General features: G+C 39.9%; 15 protein-coding genes and 4 tRNA genes. 4 read left to right on the top strand and 15 right to left on the bottom strand.

Annotated features, from left to right (window positions below; all coding sequences use genetic code 11):
* Nucleotides 1–298: 298 nt before the first annotated feature.
* From RTR43_RS07110 to gnd, 4 genes are all read left to right on the top strand, one after another.
* Nucleotides 299–1,030: a GntR family transcriptional regulator gene (locus RTR43_RS07110; RefSeq protein ID WP_312470694.1), complete on the top strand. Its 732-nt coding sequence runs from the start codon at nt 299–301 to the stop codon at nt 1,028–1,030.
* Nucleotides 1,023–2,567 carry a gluconokinase gene (gene gntK, locus RTR43_RS07115; protein ID WP_312470696.1) on the top strand — a complete coding sequence of 515 codons (1,545 nt, stop codon included), beginning with the start codon at nt 1,023–1,025 and terminating at the stop codon, nt 2,565–2,567. Before RTR43_RS07110 ends, gntK begins: the two co-directional genes overlap by 8 nt.
* An 18-nt stretch (nt 2,568–2,585) precedes the next feature.
* The gene (locus tag RTR43_RS07120) at nt 2,586–3,932 is read left to right on the top strand and encodes a GntP family permease (protein ID WP_248734992.1); all 1,347 of its coding nucleotides are present in this window, start codon (nt 2,586–2,588) and stop codon (nt 3,930–3,932) included.
* A gap of 78 nt (nt 3,933–4,010) precedes the next feature.
* Complete coding sequence (gene gnd / locus RTR43_RS07125) at nt 4,011–5,414, top strand: decarboxylating NADP(+)-dependent phosphogluconate dehydrogenase (RefSeq protein ID WP_312470699.1); 1,404 nt, start codon at nt 4,011–4,013, stop codon at nt 5,412–5,414.
* A 217-nt stretch (nt 5,415–5,631) separates the two neighbouring features.
* Here the strand turns inward: gnd and rlmH are convergent, their stop codons facing one another.
* From rlmH to dnaB, 15 genes are all read right to left on the bottom strand, one after another.
* A complete protein-coding gene (gene rlmH, locus RTR43_RS07130; protein WP_312470700.1) occupies nt 5,632–6,111 on the bottom strand; it encodes a 23S rRNA (pseudouridine(1915)-N(3))-methyltransferase RlmH in 480 nt (159 codons plus the stop codon).
* A 101-nt stretch (nt 6,112–6,212) separates the two neighbouring features.
* Nucleotides 6,213–6,371 carry a CxxH/CxxC protein gene (locus tag RTR43_RS07135; RefSeq protein ID WP_312470701.1) on the bottom strand — a complete coding sequence of 53 codons (159 nt, stop codon included), beginning with the start codon at nt 6,369–6,371 and terminating at the stop codon, nt 6,213–6,215.
* Between the two features lie 131 nt (nt 6,372–6,502).
* A complete protein-coding gene (locus RTR43_RS07140) occupies nt 6,503–7,732 on the bottom strand; it encodes a S1C family serine protease (protein WP_312470702.1) in 1,230 nt (409 codons plus the stop codon).
* 556 nt (nt 7,733–8,288) lie between these two features.
* Nucleotides 8,289–9,083, bottom strand: coding sequence for an MBL fold metallo-hydrolase (locus RTR43_RS07145; RefSeq protein WP_312470703.1), 795 nt, complete (start codon nt 9,081–9,083; stop codon nt 8,289–8,291).
* Between the two features lie 6 nt (nt 9,084–9,089).
* Nucleotides 9,090–9,887: a two-component system regulatory protein YycI gene (locus RTR43_RS07150; protein ID WP_312470704.1), complete on the bottom strand. Its 798-nt coding sequence runs from the start codon at nt 9,885–9,887 to the stop codon at nt 9,090–9,092.
* Nucleotides 9,874–11,190 (bottom strand): YycH family regulatory protein, encoded by a 1,317-nt coding sequence (locus RTR43_RS07155; protein ID WP_312470706.1) that lies wholly within the window; start codon nt 11,188–11,190, stop codon nt 9,874–9,876. The genes RTR43_RS07150 and RTR43_RS07155 overlap by 14 nt, the downstream gene beginning before the upstream one ends.
* Nucleotides 11,187–13,013, bottom strand: a complete 1,827-nt coding sequence (gene walK / locus RTR43_RS07160; protein ID WP_312470707.1) for a cell wall metabolism sensor histidine kinase WalK — start codon at nt 13,011–13,013, stop codon at nt 11,187–11,189. Before walK ends, RTR43_RS07155 begins: the two co-directional genes overlap by 4 nt.
* A gap of 8 nt (nt 13,014–13,021) precedes the next feature.
* Nucleotides 13,022–13,732 carry a response regulator YycF gene (gene yycF, locus RTR43_RS07165; protein ID WP_312470708.1) on the bottom strand — a complete coding sequence of 237 codons (711 nt, stop codon included), beginning with the start codon at nt 13,730–13,732 and terminating at the stop codon, nt 13,022–13,024.
* A 454-nt stretch (nt 13,733–14,186) separates the two neighbouring features.
* Complete coding sequence (locus RTR43_RS07170; RefSeq protein ID WP_312470709.1) at nt 14,187–15,635, bottom strand: M23 family metallopeptidase; 1,449 nt, start codon at nt 15,633–15,635, stop codon at nt 14,187–14,189.
* Nucleotides 15,636–16,046: 411 nt separating this feature from the next.
* Nucleotides 16,047–16,119, bottom strand: a tRNA-Phe gene (locus RTR43_RS07175).
* A 6-nt stretch (nt 16,120–16,125) separates the two neighbouring features.
* Nucleotides 16,126–16,202: transfer RNA gene (locus tag RTR43_RS07180), tRNA-Asp, on the bottom strand.
* Between the two features lie 9 nt (nt 16,203–16,211).
* Nucleotides 16,212–16,283, bottom strand: a tRNA-Glu gene (locus tag RTR43_RS07185).
* A gap of 13 nt (nt 16,284–16,296) precedes the next feature.
* Nucleotides 16,297–16,372: transfer RNA gene (locus tag RTR43_RS07190), tRNA-Lys, on the bottom strand.
* Nucleotides 16,373–16,681: 309 nt separating this feature from the next.
* A complete protein-coding gene (locus RTR43_RS07195; protein ID WP_312470710.1) occupies nt 16,682–17,974 on the bottom strand; it encodes an adenylosuccinate synthase in 1,293 nt (430 codons plus the stop codon).
* Between the two features lie 502 nt (nt 17,975–18,476).
* Nucleotides 18,477–19,832 (bottom strand): replicative DNA helicase, encoded by a 1,356-nt coding sequence (dnaB, locus tag RTR43_RS07200; protein ID WP_312470711.1) that lies wholly within the window; start codon nt 19,830–19,832, stop codon nt 18,477–18,479.
* Between the last annotated feature and the right edge of the window lie 60 nt (nt 19,833–19,892).

Consider the following 19,892-nt stretch of genomic DNA (forward strand, 5'->3'; position numbering starts at 1 on the left):
TCTCTACCTTATTTTTTGCTTTTTCTATCATAAATAGGCGTGCCAAACAAAACACAGATACTCCCTTTACAACCAAGAGCTTTTATTTGACTAGTATGAAATTGATCTTTAAATCAAATCTGTCATCTGATAATAGTAATTAATAATCACCGCTCTTCATCAATAGAAACGATTACCATTAATCTAATAAATTTCGACAAAATCCTATAAATAGATTAATAAAAGCGCTTGCAAAATAAAATATTTCTGTTAGTATACTTGTATACAAGTATACTCGATTAATAAAGAAGGTGGATTTATGTCCGAATCAAGGGAATTTTTATATCCTGAAAAATGGCTTTCAAAAGCCTCAGCTGGAGATCGCGTGGCATACGAACTTCGAATGCAGATTATTTCAGACATGATTGAAAGCGGTACCATCTTATCTGAAAATAAATTAGCAGCAGATTTTTCTGTAAGTCGTTCACCCGTCCGGGAAGCATTAAAAATACTGGCATCCGAAAACATCATCCGATTGGAAAGAATGGGTGCTGTTGTCATAGGTTTATCCGAAAAAGAAATTGAAGAAATCTATGATGTCCGGTTATTAATAGAAACGTTTGTATTTGAACGGCTTGCACGAATGGAGACGAATGAGTTAGTAAAAGAACTTAGTAAAATCCTTGAAATGATGAAAGTTGCGATTAAGTACTGTGATGCAGATGAGTTTTCCTTCCAGGATGTTTTATTCCATGAAACGATTATTCGGGCCGTTAATCATTCCTATATCCTAATGATTTGGAATAATTTAAAGCCGGTTATGGAAAGCTTCATTCTTTTATCGATGCGCGGCCGATTCAAAGACAAATATGATGACTTCACTCGGATTATCAACAATCATGAGCTTTATATTGAAGCCATCAGAACAAAAGATAGAAACCTTATGATTAAGTCCTTGCACCAAAATTTTGATGACGTGCAAGGTAAAGTAGAGGACCTTTGGAGGTCACAACAAATGCTTTCAAAAGGAGTCGTTCAAGAAAATGACTAGCTACATGTTAGGTGTTGACATCGGTACCACAAGTACCAAAGCTGTATTATTTACTGAAAAAGGCGAAGTCATTCAAACAGAGAATATCGGTTACCCTCTTTACACACCCAATATTTCAATAGCCGAGCAGGATCCTGAAGAAATTTTCCAGGCTGTGTTACAAGCTATTTCGAACATAACGAATAAGCATCCCAATAAGAAGCTATCGTTTATTTCCTTTAGCAGTGCGATGCATAGTGTCATTGCCATAGACGAAAACGACCAGCCGCTCTCGCCTGTTATTACGTGGGCTGATAACCGCAGTGAAGCATGGGCCCATAAAATAAAAGATGAATTGAATGGGCATGAAATCTACAAACGAACAGGAACTCCGATTCATCCTATGTCACCCTTAACGAAAATAGCATGGATCGTAAATGACTGTCCTGAAATCGCTGTCAAGGCTCAAAAGTATATCGGAATTAAAGAATATATATTTAAAAAATTCTTTGATCAATATGTAGTCGATCATTCCTTGGCATCCTGCATGGGGATGATGAATCTGAAAACACTGGATTGGGATGATGAAGCATTAAAAATTGCCGGTGTTACACGGGATCATTTATCGGAACTCGTCCCGACAACTAAACGATTCAACAACTGTAATCCAGTGTTAGCGAAACAGATTGGGATTGATCCAGAAACACCTTTTGTCATTGGGGCAAGCGATGGGGTCCTCTCCAATCTCGGTGTAAATGCGATTAGAAAAGGTGAGATTGCGGTCACGATTGGGACAAGCGGTGCAATTCGAACCATCATTGATCAACCGCAAATCGATGAAAAAGGAAGAATCTTCTGCTATGCGTTAACCGAAAAGCATTGGGTCATTGGCGGACCGGTAAACAATGGTGGAATGGTTCTACGCTGGATCCGGGATGAATTTGCTTCAGCAGAAGTTGAAACGGCGAAAAGATTAGGAATTGATCCGTACGAGGTTTTAACCAAGATTGCTGAACGTGTGAGGCCTGGTGCAGATGGATTATTGTTCCATCCCTACCTCGCAGGGGAACGTGCACCACTATGGAATCCTGACGTCCGCGGCTCCTTTTTTGGATTAACCTTGTCACATAAGAAAGAACACATGATTCGTGCAGCATTAGAAGGAGTTATATATAACTTATATACCGTATATCTAGCCTTAACTGAATGTATGGATGGGCCTGTAACCCGGATTCAAGCAACAGGAGGCTTCGCAAGATCAGAAGTTTGGCGGCAAATGATGTCCGATATTTTCGAATCTGAAGTAGTCGTACCAGAAAGCTACGAAAGCTCATGTCTCGGTGCCTGCATTTTAGGGCTGTATGCGACAGGAAAAATCGACTCCTTTGAAGTTGTTTCTGAAATGGTCGGCAACACCTACAAACACACACCTAAAGAAGAGGCCGCTAAAGAATATAGACAGTTACTGCCGATTTTTATTCATCTTTCCCGAGTATTAACAGACGATTATACTCGGATTGCCAACTATCAAAGAAGTTTATTAAACACAACAATATAAATTTTAGGGGGAAATAAAATGCCATTAGTTATTGTTGCAATTGGAATTTTAGCATTACTAATTTTAATCATGGGCTTCAAATTAAACACCTTTATTTCTTTGATCATCGTATCTTTTGGTGTTGCTTTAGCTCTTGGAATGCCTTTAGAAGAAATTGTCAAAACCATTGAAGCAGGACTAGGCGGAACACTTGGCCACTTAGCGCTAATCTTTGGACTTGGTGCGATGTTAGGTAAGCTGATTGCCGATTCAGGGGGCGCACAGCGAATTGCCATGACACTCGTTAACAAATTTGGTGAAAAGAATATCCAATGGGCTGTCGTTGCTGCCTCTTTCATCATTGGTGTTGCTTTATTCTTTGAAGTAGGACTTGTATTATTAATTCCAATCGTATTTGCCATTTCAAGACAATTAAAGATTTCTATTTTGTATCTCGGTATTCCGATGGCTGCAGCTTTATCCGTCACACACGGATTCCTGCCGCCACATCCAGGACCAACCGTTATTGCTGGTGAATATGGTGCAAACATTGGTGAAGTATTACTTTACGGTTTCATTATTGCGATTCCAACGGTTATTTTAGCGGGACCTGTATTTACGAAGATTGCTAAAAAGCTAGTACCTGCATCTTTTACAAAAACAGGTAATATTGCCTCATTAGGGGAACAGAAAGTATTTAAACTTGAAGAAACGCCTGGTTTTGGAATCAGTGTTTTTACCGCTTTACTTCCTGTAATTTTAATGTCAATTGCTACGATTATTACTTTGCTGCAAAAAACAATGGGATTTGAAGATAATGGTTTCCTAGCAGCAATCCGCTTTATTGGGGATGCTGGTACTTCGATGTTGATCTCTTTATTAGTTGCTGTTTATACTATGGGATTAGCTAGAAAGATTCCTATCAAAAATGTTATGGAATCTTGTACAACTGCAATTTCAAATATTGGGATGTTGCTGTTAATCATCGGGGGCGGCGGAGCCTTCAAACAAGTATTGATTAATGGCGGTGTAGGTGACTACGTTGCTGAATTATTCAAAGGAACAGCCTTATCTCCCATCCTTCTTGCCTGGATTATTGCTGCAATCTTACGTATCTCTTTAGGTTCAGCAACTGTTGCGTCCTTAACAACTGCTGGTTTAGTTATTCCAATGTTAGGACAATCTGACGTTAACTTAGCTTTAGTTGTACTTGCAACTGGTGCGGGTAGCTTGATTGCTTCCCACGTAAACGATGCTGGTTTCTGGATGTTCAAAGAGTATTTTGGTTTAAGCATGAAAGAAACATTTGCAACTTGGACCTTGCTTGAGACGATTATTTCCGTAGCAGGACTAGGATTTATTCTATTACTAAGCTTATTTGTATAAGCCTTCAAGGCAGTAAAACCCTACTTAAAACACAGGGGTTTTACTGCCTATTAATCTTATAAAAAGGAGTATAACTAGATGTTAAATACAATTGGTGTTATTGGTTTAGGGGTAATGGGCAGTAATATAGCTTTAAACATGGCGAATAAAGGTGAGCATGTAGCTGTTTATAATTATACAAGGGATTTAACCGATCAACTCGTCCAAAAACTTGATGGACAAGCAATTACTCCTTACTACCAAATTCAAGATTTTGTCCAGTCAATAGAAACTCCAAGAAAAATCTTTGTGATGGTTACTGCGGGTAAAGCAATCGATTCGGTGATAGGCTCATTAATACCTTTTCTTGAAAAAGGCGATGTGATCATGGACGGAGGTAACTCTCATTACGAGGATACAGCACAAAGATATGATGACCTGAAGTCTAATGGAATCGGTTATTTAGGAATTGGTATATCTGGCGGAGAAGTCGGTGCTTTAACAGGTCCTTCTATCATGCCAGGCGGCGATAAAAACGTCTATGAAAAAGCTGCTCCTATTCTTACGAAAATTGCAGCCCAAGTGGAAGGCGACTCTTGCTGTACGTATATTGGTCCAAAAGGTGCAGGTCACTTTGTCAAAATAGTACATAACGGGATTGAGTATGCTGATATGCAATTGATTGCTGAAGCCTACACATTCTTAAGAGAAAAATTACATTTATCGGTTGAAGAAATTGCTGAGATCTTTGAAACGTGGAATCAAGGTGAGCTAAAAAGCTATTTAATCGAAATCACGGCAGAAATTTTAAGGAAAAAAGATGAACTAACAGGCTTGCCATTGATTGATGTGATTCTCGATAAAACAGGACAAAAAGGCACTGGTAAATGGACAAGTATTCAAGCTATTGATAACGGAATCCCAGCATCGATTATTACAGAATCATTATTTGCCCGTTATCTATCTTCTTTAAAAGAAGAACGGGTTAACGCTGAAAATATCCTGTCAGGACCAGAGATGGATCCGCAGAACTTAGATAAGCATTTGTGGATTGAGTACATTAGACAGGCATTGTATATGGGCAAAGTTTGTGCGTATGCTCAAGGATTTACACAGTATAAAATGACTTCTGAACTTTACGGATGGGACCTGCCTTTAAAGGATATCGCACTCATTTTCCGCGGCGGCTGTATCATTCGTGCAGAATTTTTAAACGTTATCAGTCAAACATATCAAGAGCAGCCAGATTTGGCTAATTTGCTTATCGCCCCATATTTTGCTGAAAAGGTGAAAGAATACCAAATTGGATTGCGGAAAGTTGTCTGTGAAGGCGTCGTTTCCGGCATCTCGTTCCCATGTTTAAGTGCTTCTCTTTCTTATTATGACAGTTATCGAAAAGGCACTTCCTCTGCCAGCTTATTGCAGGCACAACGGGATTACTTCGGCGCTCACACCTATGAACGATGCGATTTAGCAGGAGTCTTCCATACAATTTGGCAGTAAAAATAGAAAGGGGTATTTTTTCTCAGCAATTTTTTATTATACGGGAATCTAAACCTCGAATTTCAGAGCTTTTTTGACTTAAAAAAAGGTGAATCGTTAAAGTTTGTGGATATAATAATAGGCTGTCGATGGTTTTTCGACAGCCTGAAAAGCCTTAACTCAAGTTAAGGCTTTCGTTTGCCGTTACCAGTGAACCTACACTCTCTAATTTCCGCCGTTATTTGTGGTATGGTTCCCCCCGATTAATCCGAAATGCCCGGTAAATTTGCTCGACCAAAATCAATCTCATCAGCTGATGCGGAAAGGTCATTCGTGAAAAAGACAGTTGCTCGTTTGATCTCTTTAATACTTCCTCACTTAAACCCAACGAGCCGCCGATCACGAAGGCTATTTTGCTTTTTCCGTAAGTCGCTAGTTTATCCAATGTATCCGCTAGTTCCTCGGATGATTGCAATTTCCCTTGGATTGCTAAGGCAATCACATATGTATCTTGGCTTATTTTTGCTAAGATTCTTTCGCCTTCTTTTTGCTTCACCTGGACCATTTCTAGCTCGCTTAACACTTCCGGTGCTTTTTCATCTGCGACTTCAAACACTTCTACTTTTGCATAAGCAGACAATCTTTTTAAATACTCCTCAATTCCAAGTCTCAAATATTTCTCTTTTAATTTACCAACCGTCACTATTGAGATATGCACAATCCACAACCCTTTACAACTTGATTACAAACAGTTTACAAACAACTTATCCACAGTGGTTATCCACATGTCCACAATTTTTATCCACATCTTGTATGGAATCACTTGTTCGCCACCATATATACAGCTTCATTTTGACAATATTCACAGCTTGTTGATAAGTTATCCCCAGTTATTTTCATCAAAACTGGAAATGTTTCATATTCATCCACAACTGTATCTAACGCAATTTCCACATGCTCTTCACAGCAATAAATCATCTATCTTCACCTTCCCGATCCATATTGTTATTTTTAACTTCATTATCGTCAATCATACTTTGACCTCATCCATAATACCACAATAAAAAACGAGAAAGTGAGCCAGTCACTTTCTCGTTTCCATTACTGCTTTATTGTAACTTTTCCACTGACAATGTTAAGCTGGTTTCTTTTATCTTTCCATCACGATAAAACTTAATCTTCATGTGCTCGCCAATTTTCTTTTTCTGATACAAATGCTTACGAAGGTCGATGACGTCACTAATTTTTTGCCCATCCATTTCGACGATAACATCCAACTCTTTTAATCCTGCTTGCGATGCTGGCGAATTTGGTTTAACCAGCCGAAGGGCCACACCATAATTCACATCACGAGGCAGCTTCAAAGCCTCTTCCTGATAGTAAGCTGGAATTTCAGATACCGATTTTAAATCGACACCCATATATGGACGTTTGACCGAGCCAAATTGCTCGAGGTCATTAATAATTGGCTTTGCTGAATTAATAGGAATCGATAAGCCAATCCCTTCAACTGCCTGCTGGGCAATTTTCATCGAATTAATCCCAATGACTTGCCCGGCCATATTAATTAAAGCGCCACCACTGTTACCTGGATTAATCGCAGCATCCGTTTGCAATACCTCTGACTGCCAATCTATGACACCATCCTGATCGATATCTATCGGGATCGTTCGTTTTAATCCTGAAATAATCCCTTGTGTTACCGAGCCGGAAAAGGTCGCACCGAGTGGATTTCCGATAGCAATGACCGGTTCACCCATCTTTAAACTATCTGAATCACCGAATTCAGCAACCTTTTTTACCTTGCTGGCATCAATCTCCAGTACCGCTAAATCCGTCCAAATATCGCTGCCAAGGAGTTTGGCAGAAATCTTTGTTCCATCCGTCAGACTGACTTCAAGCTTTTTGGCACCTTCGACAACATGATCGTTTGTAACGACAAAAGCGCGGTTTCCTACCTTTTTATAAATGACGCCTGAGCCTGTTCCAGCTGCCTCATCAGGGCTAGTGCCATTGTCAGACCAAAAGCTTGATGACTGGATGTTATTGATTCCAACAACGGCATCAGCTGTTTTTTCAACGGCATTGGTTGTATCTGTTTTTACATCATAACTAACCTGTTTATGAATCACATTTTTCGGATTCGTATTGGTATTCGTTCCTGTTTGATCAGATTCAATTTTATAAGGAAGAACTCCCTGATTTGACAAGGTTGGAATGGCAATGAGAACTGCACCTGCACCTACTATTGCCCCAACAAAGCTGGCGAGGAAGAATCCGCCCCTATTTCCTTTCCTTTCTCTATTGCGATTTGGTGAATGATCATCATAATAACCCAATTTACACCATTCCTCTCTCTCGAAAAGGTTGCTAACTCCTATTTTGGCTTATAATTACAATTATACTCATTCATCCTTAAATTACTAAAAAATTTCATTTTGTTATCGGAATCTTACGAGTTTGTTCATAATTTAGCCATATTTTGATAATTAGCATGAGTTTCTACTCCCACCCCATGCTTGGAAGCAAATTTAATAGAAGTATTACACCAACACAATGAAGGTGGTGTGAGCAAAGCTGATCTTCACCTATTCAAAATTGTTAATTGCCTCCCAAATGGGATAAAATGATTTATTTTTGCACCGCTTCTCCCTTTTTTACAAAAAACTATCATGAGCCTCAACTCCCAACCCTATCCTGGAAATAAGTTTTGAGAACAAGCCATAGTCACCTAATAAAGGCGGTGAGAGCAAAGCTAGACTTCACATCTTTCGTCTAGTGAAATGGGTATTTCACTTTAACTGGTTCAAGTGATTCATTTTTGCGGCGCTCCGCCCCTTTTCAACAGAAAAAAAATGAAGTACCATCAAAAGGCAACTTCATTCTAAAAAAATCCTATACTGCTGTTAAAATCGTTGGGATTTTCGGGTCTGTATCGTATAGTCCAAATTGTTCGCCAACAATTAAACCGCAACCCTCGAGCGTTTGTGTTACCGCCATCTTTGCTAAATCCTTCATATTATTATCTAGACTTAAATGGGCGAGATAGACCCGTTTCGTTCGGTCCCCAATCACATCACTCATTGCCAGCGCAGCATCCTCATTGGAAACGTGGCCGACATCACTTAGAATTCTGCGTTTGATGTTCCAAGGATATTTCCCCATCCGCAGCATTTGCACGTCATGGTTTGATTCAAAAACATACACATCAGCATTGGAGATCGTACCCTTCATTCGATCACTTACATAGCCTGTATCGGTAATCAGAACGAGCTTTTTCCCTGAATGATGGAAAACGTAAAACATTGGTTCCGCTGCATCATGCGATACCCCGAATGATTCGATATCCACAGCTCCGAAACTCTTTACCGTTTCCATGTTAAAAACAAACTTTTGCTCGGTTGGAATTGCTCCTACTGAACTTTCCATCGCCCGCCAGGTTTTTTCATTCGCAAAAACTGGCAAATGGTATTTACGGGCAAGCACCCCAATCCCCTTAATATGATCGCTGTGCTCATGGGTAACAAAAATCCCGGAAAGCTTGCTAATATCGCGGTCAATCTGCCCGAAAAGAGCCTCCATCTGCTTGCCGCTAAACCCGGCATCAACAAGGAAGGAATGTTCTTCAGATTCTACATAGAGGGCGTTTCCCGTACTCCCGCTTGCAAGGATGCTATATCTTAACGACATACTCTTTCACTCCACTTTACTATTTTCGTCGCTTTTAAAAACAATAATCTGGCCCTCAAACGCATTCACAAATAAGCTTTCCTTATCATCGACCACAATGCGCCAAGTTGGCGCTAATACTTGAGAAGCAGCCAGTTGGATGCGTGTCGAATAGCCAAGCTCTATTTTAGTGATTTTACTTTTTGGCTTCAGCACTCTCTTTTGATGCAGGGTTTCAATTGCCTTTAACGGAGAGAGGATTTCCTCTTTTTCCGTTAGTTTTTCAATCCCCTCAAGATAGGATTGTTGATAGGAAATAATTTGATTATTAGCATTAAGATTGAAAATAATCATCCCATTAATATTTTGATACAAAGAGAAATTCTCATATTGCTGAAAGTAGGTAATGGTCTTTTTTTGGTCATCCTTCTCCCAAAATTGATAATGATCTCCGTAAAGGACATTATCCTTAATAAAGGTCGAAAGCTCCGCTGGTTCAAACTTTGAACTTAACTGAAATGGCTTCTCAAGTGTCACTTGAAGGGTCGTCCCTGGTTCTTTAAGATCCCCTGTCTGACCTTTAAGTTTTGCCAAATCCCCTTTAATAAATGTCTTCGGCTTAGCACTTAAATATTGATCTTTAATCGGAGCCTTAGGCAGGTCAACATACTGAATCTCATCCGCTTTCAGTTTTTCTTCAAACGTAGCCTCGGTAATAACCTCATATTTATTGGCATCGCGAATTTTCATGAATTGAAAAAGGAGATAGACATCTAAAATCAAGAAGGTGATAATAAAAATCGTTTTTATTTTACTCCAATCCATGCTGTAATCCTCCCAGGTCTTCCATTGTAATCTGCCTCCATGTTTTATCATAGCGATAGAACCAGGCAGGTTCTAAGAGGATTAGCCCATTCACATCAGAATCCCTTTCCATCCGATAGCCCAAGATCATTTCCTCGAGAAGCTCTGGCTTAATGTCTTTTTTCTTTTGTAAATATTCTAATGCTACATGTCCAGAAGGACGTTTTACTTTTTGCATTTCTAATGGCAGCTCTAAAGAAATATTTGGCCGCTCATATTTATTAATTTCATCCCGGCTCCATACCTCATTAATTTCAGAAAGTCCATTTCTGTTAAAGACAGGAAAACCATCCATGCTGTATAAACGAAAGGTAACCGATCGATTATATTCACTTTTAGAAACAAAGCGGTAAGAATCCGTCCAACCGCCATGTTCATTAACAAAATCAATGCTGCGTTTGACTAAATCATAAGAGCTGTCCATATAATTGTCTTCTGCTGTTGGATTAATATATTTAAGTATGTTGCTTTGGTTATTAACGCTCATTTTACTAGAACCATTCGTATACTCTTCACCTTGTTTGACAATGCTTTTCTGCACAAAACTTGGATCATTAAATAGTGCCACTTTAAATTCTTCAGAATTAAGGGTCCTAGGCAAATACTTATAAGTGGTCATTTCCGTTTCTTCTTCTGGCAAGAAAATTGTACGCTTTTCAGAAGCTTTATAAGCAAAATATCTTGGTAACTGCGTTGCATCTTTATAAAAATCACGGTTAAACTCGCTTAAATTAGTAGATGAGATATGACTAATAAAGACCTGTTGATTTTCAGTGGAAACGAAATAGACAATTCCATTTTCCTTTTCCGAGCTATCAACATTAATGATAATTCGATCGAAATTGAAAGGGGGTACCTTCTTTCCTTCAATCGTTAAGACGCTGCGATATAACTCAATCGGGACCTCTCCGGGAAAAATAATCTCCGCATTGCCACTGTCATGCGTTAATTCCTCAATATTCTCCACTTTGTCCGAATAATTTTTTATATCAAAAAAGACCCAGCGGCTTAAATCCTTGATTACCTTTTCAAGCTCTGCTGTATTATTGGTCCCGTAATGCCGACCCTTCTCATGAAACAGGATTTGATCAGGTCTAATAATTTTTTGGACCTCTTGTTTTTCACTGACAGTGACCTCTGCTACATAATTACTCTTTTCCATCGTGTCGTAGTTGGGCTGGTACGTCCAAAGATTCCATGTTAACAGAATACTTACCAAGACTAATATCGTTAAGATTCCTGATTTGATTTTTTCGTATCTCATGACCATTCATCCTCTTCAGAACGCTCGTATGGCAATGAAAAGGAAATCTTCGTTCCTTTTCCTTCTTTACTTGTTACCCAAATCGCCCCTCCATGAACATTGACCATTTCCTTTGCAATCGCCAGCCCAAGGCCCGTACCGCCCAATTTCCGGGTTCTCGCTTTATCGACACGATAAAAACGGTCAAAAATCTTGCCAATATTCTCTTTTGGAATCCCCACACCTTGATCGGATACACTGACGATGATTTTATCTTCTTCTTCTTTTATCGAGAACGTGACTTGTCCGCCTTCTGGGGAGTACTTCAAGGCATTGGAAATAATATTGTATAAAACCTGGGTCATTTTATCTTCATCAATTTCCACAAATATCGCATGATCAGGAAGCTTTCTCTTGAAGGTTACATTCTGCTCCTTGGCCATTTCAAAGCGGTCAATAATACGATGATAGAAATTGACAAAGTTCACCCACTCTTTATTCAACAGATAATCCGTACTATCCATTTTCGACAATTGCAGAAGATCATTCACAAGCCGAATCATTCTTTCCGTTTCCGTCCGTGTCACTTCTAAAAAGTTCGGAGCAATTTCCTCGTCTTGCCACGCACCATCTGCAAGGGCTTCTAAATAACTCCGCATTGTTGTTAATGGAGTTCGTAATTCGTGTGAAACATTGGCGACAAACTCTCTTCTTTCGGCATCAATTTTTTCTTGATCCGTTATATCATGAAGAACCGCAATTAAGCCATTGACAAAACCTGTTTCTTTTTGAATCACCGAAAAATTGGCACGGAGAAAATAGCGTTCTGTTTTGGTACTATAGTCTAAGATTAACGAATCTTTTTCTTCAAGGAGATCCTCAAAGGAATTCGTATCCTCTAAGCTCAATAAAGACACAATCGGCTGAGTTAGGACTGTTTCACGTGAAACATTCAGCATCTCTGCAGCAGGATCGTTGATTAAAATAACACGGCCCTTTCTGTCGGTAGCAATCACTCCGTCTGTCATATACGATAACACGGAGGAAAGTTTTCTTCGTTCTCCTTCTGTCATGGCCTGTGCTTCTTGGAGTTTTTTCGTCAAGTTATTGAAGGTAATCGCCAGTGTTCCTATTTCATCATAGCCGTACACTTTAACCTTTCGTGAAAAATTCCCTTTTGCCATTGCTAATGCCTGCTTCTTCATATCTGCGATTGGCCTGGTAATCGTCTGGGCTAACAAAATGCCTAAAATCGCAGTAATGGATAAGGCTATCGCTGTTCCAGTAGCAAAAATCCCATTAATCGTTTTCATTTGTCCAAAAACATTTTCTATTTTTGCGACAAGGTAAATAGCCCCAATAACCTTTTTCCCCGACTTGATTGGGGTAGAAAGGACCCAAATCCTGTGGCCTGTTTGCTTTTCGATTAATATCGCGCTTTGATCCTCTTCCAACACCATTGATTGCTTTACCCTAAGCTCGGTTGTCCTTTGTCCGACTACTTCTTGGTTGCTGGGCTGAGAAGTTCCAAGAATTTTGAGGGACCTGCCCTCAATGACCTGAACTTCAGAAATATCTCCTGCATCAAAGGAGTCTAGAATTTTCTTGATGTCATCTTCGAGCGTTGGGTCTTCAGGCGTTCTTTCCTTTTCCATTTCCTCGCGAACATTATAGGCAAGCAAATTCACACGTTCTTTTAACGATGTTTGAAAATTTGTCCTTAAGGTTTCTTCAAGCTGCCGAACAAAATAGACACCAATTATTTGCATTGCCACTAAAATTAGCAGGACATAGATGATGACAAACTTTACATGTATTGAGCGAAAGAAACCAACCTTTTTCATCTATAAGATTACTCCTGTTCGGGATTGCGCAAGTAATATCCAACCCCGCGCCTGGTGACAATCCAAGTGGGATGGCTCGGGCTATCCTCAATTTTTTCACGCAACCGTCTCACGGTTACATCGACTGTCCTAACATCTCCGTAATAATCGTAACCCCATACGGTCTGTAAGAGGTGCTCTCTGGTCATGACTTGTCCAATATGCTTCGCTAAATAGTAGAGCAGTTCAAACTCCCGATGCGTAAGCTCTATGGTCTCACCGCGCTTCGAAACGACATAGGCATCTGGATGAATCACAAGCGAGCCGATTTCAATTTCATTCGTTTCGGTCTCGTTTTCCGGCTGGGTCAGAATTTGTTGGTGACGGCGCAAATTCGCTTTTACTCGGGCAATTAATTCCCTCGTACTGAATGGCTTTGTCACATAATCATCTGCACCAAGTTCTAGTCCAAGCACTTTATCAATTTCTGAATCCTTTGCTGTCAGCATAATAATCGGCATCTCGTATTTTTTACGGACTTCACGGCAAACTTCCATCCCGTCCCTTAGTGGAAGCATAATATCTAAGAGGATTAGGTCAGGCTGGATTTCTTCAACCAATTGGAGTGCTTCGTTCCCATCATAGGCACAATAGACAACGTATCCTTCTTTTTTTAAGTTAAACTGTAAAATATCTGCAATCGGCTTTTCGTCATCGACAACAAGAATCTTTTTCTCCATACCATTTCTCCTTTTTAATAAAATTAATCTATACAATCAAAAGCAGTTGTTTAATTTCATACCTAGTCTATTTTACTTTACCACTGTTTTCGGTTAAATTCACCTATAACTAGCAATTGGCAGCATTGGAAATAAGAAAAGCGGAAGGCGCCCGCCTATCGGCGTATGGCCTCCTCGGAAAAGCTAACGCTTTTCCTTCGTGCGATGCCCATGCTGCTGAAGCATTCCTTATGGAGCGCTTCGACTGAGATAAAGGAAACACGGAAAGCGTTAGCGATCCGATGTTGACTTATCGTAGGGAGAAGAGCGAAGTCCACTAGCCGATGGGAGCTGGAGCTGGACAATTCTTGAAGTAAAAAATAAAGTCTCTAGTAGTAGTAACAACTAGAGACTTTCCATTCAATATTATCCCACATTAACGGGCAGCGAGCCCTCCACTGATGGAAGTTCCACTTTATCTTAAATATGATAGCGGGTTTACCAAGCTGCCATTTTTGTAAACTTCGAAGTGTAAGTGGACGCCTGTGGCATCACCTGTAGCACCCATAATTCCGATAGCTGAGCCTTTTGAAACGGTTTGGCCAGCCTTTACATTTAACGATGACATATGGCCATATAAAGTGCGGAAGCCATTTTGATGATCAATGACCACTTTATTCCCATAGCCGCCATCCCAGCCAGCAGAGACAACAATGCCATTATCAGCGGCCATTATGGTCTTATTGCTTGGTCTGGCAATATCAATTCCTTTGTGCATTTTGTTCCAGCGATAGCCCATTTGACTAGAAACATAGCCACCGGATGTTGGCCAGGCGAAGCTTCCTTCACCACGGGAAGGGATCGCTTTTGTTCCTTTGATAACAATATGATTGACCGGCTGCTGTAGGATTTGTTCACTTGATTTATCCTTCTTAACGGTTACACCATTTTGTTCTGTCATTGAATAGGTTACGGAGCGAGAGCCATTTTGACCTGTTTGCTTTTCTTTTGTCTCACCCTTTGGCATTGATGATTCTTCAACCACTTCATTTGCAAATGCAATGGTTTCTTTTTGGTTCACTTCTTTGTCAACTACGACCTCAACAAAGGCTTGGGGAACCGTAATATTTAATTCCTGACCAATTTTTAAGAGTGTTTCCTCAGTAAGACCTGGGTTTAATGCCAAGATATTAGCCATCTTCAGCCCGTGATCATGAGCAATCGTTTCGAGAACATCGCCTTCTTGGATTACATATTTCTTTTCTTCTAATGTTCCTTTTTGTAAAAAGGTAATGGCGTCTGCTGCAGACATAATTTTGTCGGGCGTAATATTTTCTTCCTCAATTGAAACATTTTTCGATAAGCGAACGTCTAATATACGAGTTTCATTTTCTTTTAATGGTGGTAATGTTGTATCAGTTGCAGCCTTTCTTGCCACAAGTTCATTTAATTGTTCCTCAGTCACATATTGCAACTTTAAATTCTTGATTACTTGTTCGGCTGTTTCTTTATTATCCAAGTAAACCACTGGTGTACCGTCGATGACGATAGCAGATGCCTCGGCTTGGAGTTGGAATGAGTTCTTAATGTTTTGAACGGCTTCTTGATTATTTGCTGTAGACCGAAAAACCTGTTCAGGTATGTATTGAACCTGCGGACCAATTTTTAAATTGACATCCTTGAAGGTATTCTTAGCTGTATCTACTTTTTCAGTAACTAGTTTATCGATGACCTCTTTATCAGTGACATTTCCTATGTATGTACCATTAAGATAGACATGATAGATGGTCGTTAACTTTGATGAAGTGGCAAGTGCAACTGGTCCATTACTAAAGGCAATAACAGATGCAGCCATGGTAGTAATAACGGCAGTTTTTAAAAATAAAAATCTTTTTGACTTTGACCTTTTATTTGAAAATAACATTGTTTCCTCCTAAACCACGGTAAAACCCTCTTAATTTAGAACTTTTGACTATTAAAGAATTTTCCAGAATTTTAGACCTCCTTTACTTTATCATAATTTTATTTAAAAAGTTTAATAGTCTCTATAATGTAACAAAAATGTATAATTACTGACATTTTCCTACTTTTATTTGAAATATACTAGTAGAAATTTCATATTTTTATTATGTCATTTTTTTAAAAAATAGTGGAGAATCCCTATTAAATCAAGGTTTCTGCTAGGTCTAGAGTAGTAGATTCATATTTTACAAAATAGGACAAAATATCGCGATATTTTGTAAAATAATGGTTCTTTTATTTCATTTCCGTAACAACATTAACTGATAATAAGAAAAAAAAAAAGAAGCATGCGTTTGCATGCTTCTTTTTGGAATGGCTCAGGACGGAATCGAACCGCCGACACAAGGATTTTCAGTCCTTTGCTCTACCGACTGAGCTACTGAGCCAACATATGGCGGTCCGGACGGGACTCGAACCCGCGACCTCCTGCGTGACAGGCAGGCATTCTAACCAACTGAACTACCAGACCAAAACCCAATGACCCCTACGGGATTCGAACCCGTGTTACCGCCGTGAAAGGGCGGTGTCTTAACCGCTTGACCAAGGGGCCATATTATTATAAATGGTGAGCCATGAAGGACTCGAACCTTCGACCCTCTGATTAAAAGTCAGATGCTCTACCAACTGAGCTAATGGCTCGTACATGAATTGTTCCCTAATCTTTGATTTCGCCGGATGCCCACGCCTCAGTAAGCTTATTCAAGCAGCAGCTCGGCGTGTGCCCTGTTGCTGTTTCATGGAAGCTTATTCGATCGTGCTCTACCAACTGAGCTAATGGCTCGTACTAAAATGATTCTTTTATTGTGCTAGATCAGCTGCTCACAATAATTTGTCGTATTGTGACGACGCTTTTTATAATATCATGGATTATCAAAACTAAGCAACACTTTTTTTCAATTTTTTTTAATAAAATTGAAAGCCCTCAAATTGAGGGCTTCATATCATGTCTTATATTTGTCTCCAAGGGCTACGGACTACATTTGTTTGGTTACGATCCGGTCCCACAGAGAAGGTGGTTAAAGGAACCCCAGTAAGTTGGGTTACCCGTTCAACATAGTGGCGCGCATTGACAGGCAATGCATCTAGTGATTTAACTCCTGTAATATCCTCTGTCCAGCCTGGTAGTTCTTCATAGACAGGTTCACACTCCGCTAATACCTTTAAGCTTGCTGGATATTCTGTAATTAATTCACCTTTATAGCGATAAGCTGTACATATTCGCAATGTTTCAATCCCCGTTAATACATCAATCGAATTAAGAGATAGGTCTGTTAAACCGCTGACCCGGCGAGCATGGCGGACGACGACGCTGTCAAACCAGCCAACACGGCGAGGACGTCCTGTGGTTGTACCGTATTCACGTCCGACTTCACGAATTCGATTACCTGTTTCATCATTTAATTCCGTTGGGAAGGGACCATCACCAACGCGGGAAGTATACGCCTTACACACGCCAACGACATGGGTAATTTTCGAAGGACCAACACCGGAACCAATTGTTACTCCCCCAGCGACTGGATTCGACGAGGTGACAAACGGATAGGTGCCTTGGTCGATATCTAACATTACACCCTGAGCCCCTTCAAAGAGAACGCGCTTTCCTTCATCTAACGCATCATTCAGCACAACAGATGTATCACAAACATAGTGCTTAATCTGCTGGCCATACTCAAAATACTCCTCTAAAATGTCTTCTTTTGTGAAGCCAGCGGTCTCATAAATGCGTTCAAACAAGCGATTTTTCTCAGCAAGGTTTCGCTCAAGCTTTTCTTCAAACACGTCACGTTCGAGTAAATCGGCAATTCTAATTCCCACGCGGGCTGCCTTATCCATATAGGCGGGACCTATTCCCTTTTTCGTTGTGCCAATTTTATTAGCACCCTTACTTTCTTCTTCCACCTCATCCAATTTTAAATGGTAGGGAAGAATCACATGGGCACGGTTGCTGATGCGCAGATTATCGGTTGTAATCCCTTTTTCATGTAAATAAGCAAGTTCTGTTACAAGTGCCTTTGGATCGACAACCATTCCATTCCCGATAACACATGCCTTTTCTTTATAAAAAATCCCCGACGGAATTAAGTGTAATTTGTAGGTTTCTCCGTTGAACTTGATGGTGTGGCCTGCATTGTTTCCACCTTGATAACGAGCAATTACCTCTGCATTTTCAGACAAAAAATCGGTTATCTTTCCCTTTCCTTCGTCTCCCCATTGCGTACCAACAACCACTACTGATGACATTTAAGGCACCTCCAAAATTTTTGTTTCAGTTAAATTTATTCTCACCAAGATAGTTTATCAATTCCATCCTTAAAAATCAACAAAACACGAACGATTTATATAAAAATATATTTTTTGTTCGTATAAATAGTAATCTATAAATTTATGAAGAGGCATTATCTAGTAGAAGTGGAAATTTCAAATATAAAACAAAGTGGTTGACCGTGTAGACTTGATTTTAGGAGGATATTGCTATTTTTTTACCTGAATTCTTATTTTAATAAAATTCTCGACCGTGTGACTTTCCTTTTTGAGGATAAATATTCCTTTTTGCCGTCTTAATTTGAAGATTTTTTATGATTAATTATTATTGGCTCATTTTTGGGGGCCATTGGCTCATTTTTGCACGTTATTGGCTCTTTTTTCTGAAGTTTCGGCTTTTTAACCAAATACTACCAAATATAATACCTTTCCATTAAAAAAGAGCTAGCCTCTTAATCTGGCTAACTCTAAAATATCTACGTTATGCTCCCGGTGCATCATTAAAACGTGTCTCTAAGTTTACGAATTTATTATATTCCTTCACAAAAGCCAACTGGACCGTCCCCGTCGGACCATTACGCTGCTTAGCAATGATAATCTCAATGATATTTTTATTCTCTGATTCCTTATCGTAGTAATCATCACGATACAAGAAGGCAACGATATCAGCATCCTGCTCAATACTTCCTGATTCACGAATATCGGACATCATAGGGCGTTTATCTTGACGCTGCTCGACACCACGAGAAAGCTGTGAAAGGGCAATGACAGGCACTTGCAGTTCACGGGCTAATTGCTTAAGAGAACGGGAAATTTCTGATACTTCTTGTTGACGGTTTTCACCGGATCGGCCGCTTCCTAAAATAAGCTGCAAATAATCAATTAAGATCATTCCTAAGCCGTGCTCCTGTTTTAAGCGCCGACATTTTGATCGAATATCACTGATGCGAACACCGGGTGTATCATCAATAAATATCCCTGAATTGGAGAGACTCCCCATTGCCATCGTCAGCTTGCCCCAGTCCTCATCAGTTAGCGAGCCAGTACGCAGCCTTTGAGCATCAATATTCCCTTCAGAACAAAGCATACGCATCACTAGCTGCTCTGCACCCATTTCCAGACTGAATATCGCTACATTTTCACCCGTTTTCGTCGCAACGTTTGAGGCAATATTCAAGGCAAAGGCTGTTTTACCAACGGAAGGACGGGCGCCAACGATGATTAAATCATTGCGCTGGAATCCCGCTGTCATCCGGTCAAGCTCAGCAAAGCCAGTGGCAATCCCAGTAATATCACCGACACGGTTATGCATTAATTCAATATTGTCATACGTCCGAACGAGTACATCTTTAATATTGTGGAAGGCACCGGCATTCTTTCTTTGTGCAACCTCTAAGATACTTTTTTCTGCTTCACTTAAAAGGGCTTCGACTTCATCCTCGCGCGAGTACCCGTCAGTAGCAATCTCTGTTGCGGTACGTATTAACCTTCTCAGTAAAGATTTTTCTTCTACGATTCTAGCATAATACTCAATATTTGCAGCTGTAGGAACCGATCCTGCCAGCTCGCTTAAATAACTAACCCCACCAGTATCTTCAATAAGCTTGGACGCTGCCAATTCCTCTGTTACCGTGATTAAGTCGACCGCTTTCCCGTCATCGTTTAACTTCAACATGACATTGAAGATTTTTTGATGGGAGGCACGATAAAAATCCTCAGGAATTAATATTTCAGAAGCCAAAGTGAGAGCAGAGGGTTCTAAAAATATTGCTCCTAAAACCGCTTGTTCGGCTTCAATATTTTGTGGCGGCATACGATCCGCGTATAAATCACTCATTATATCAATAACCTCCTATTTAGAAGGATGCTTTATTTAAACGTATAAAAATATCATATC

The organism is Neobacillus sp. (assembly GCF_031988165.1).
In the GTDB taxonomy this organism is placed as follows: Bacteria; Bacillota; Bacilli; order Bacillales; family Cytobacillaceae; genus Neobacillus; species Neobacillus rhizosphaerae.

What these genes read in the sequence shown, in the direction of transcription:
- RTR43_RS07110 (WP_312470694.1), top strand. Translation starts at nt 299, where the DNA reads ATGTCCGAATCAAGGGAATTTTTATATCCTGAAAAATGGCTTTCAAAA.
- gntK (WP_312470696.1), top strand. Translation starts at nt 1,023, where the DNA reads ATGACTAGCTACATGTTAGGTGTTGACATCGGTACCACAAGTACCAAA.
- RTR43_RS07120 (WP_248734992.1), top strand. Translation starts at nt 2,586, where the DNA reads ATGCCATTAGTTATTGTTGCAATTGGAATTTTAGCATTACTAATTTTA.
- gnd (WP_312470699.1), top strand. Translation starts at nt 4,011, where the DNA reads ATGTTAAATACAATTGGTGTTATTGGTTTAGGGGTAATGGGCAGTAAT.
- RTR43_RS07135 (WP_312470701.1), bottom strand. Translation starts at nt 6,371, where the DNA reads ATGATTTATTGCTGTGAAGAGCATGTGGAAATTGCGTTAGATACAGTT.
- RTR43_RS07145 (WP_312470703.1), bottom strand. Translation starts at nt 9,083, where the DNA reads ATGTCGTTAAGATATAGCATCCTTGCAAGCGGGAGTACGGGAAACGCC.
- RTR43_RS07150 (WP_312470704.1), bottom strand. Translation starts at nt 9,887, where the DNA reads ATGGATTGGAGTAAAATAAAAACGATTTTTATTATCACCTTCTTGATT.
- RTR43_RS07155 (WP_312470706.1), bottom strand. Translation starts at nt 11,190, where the DNA reads ATGAGATACGAAAAAATCAAATCAGGAATCTTAACGATATTAGTCTTG.
- walK (WP_312470707.1), bottom strand. Translation starts at nt 13,013, where the DNA reads ATGAAAAAGGTTGGTTTCTTTCGCTCAATACATGTAAAGTTTGTCATC.
- yycF (WP_312470708.1), bottom strand. Translation starts at nt 13,732, where the DNA reads ATGGAGAAAAAGATTCTTGTTGTCGATGACGAAAAGCCGATTGCAGAT.
- RTR43_RS07170 (WP_312470709.1), bottom strand. Translation starts at nt 15,635, where the DNA reads ATGTTATTTTCAAATAAAAGGTCAAAGTCAAAAAGATTTTTATTTTTA.
- RTR43_RS07195 (WP_312470710.1), bottom strand. Translation starts at nt 17,974, where the DNA reads ATGTCATCAGTAGTGGTTGTTGGTACGCAATGGGGAGACGAAGGAAAG.
- dnaB (WP_312470711.1), bottom strand. Translation starts at nt 19,832, where the DNA reads ATGAGTGATTTATACGCGGATCGTATGCCGCCACAAAATATTGAAGCC.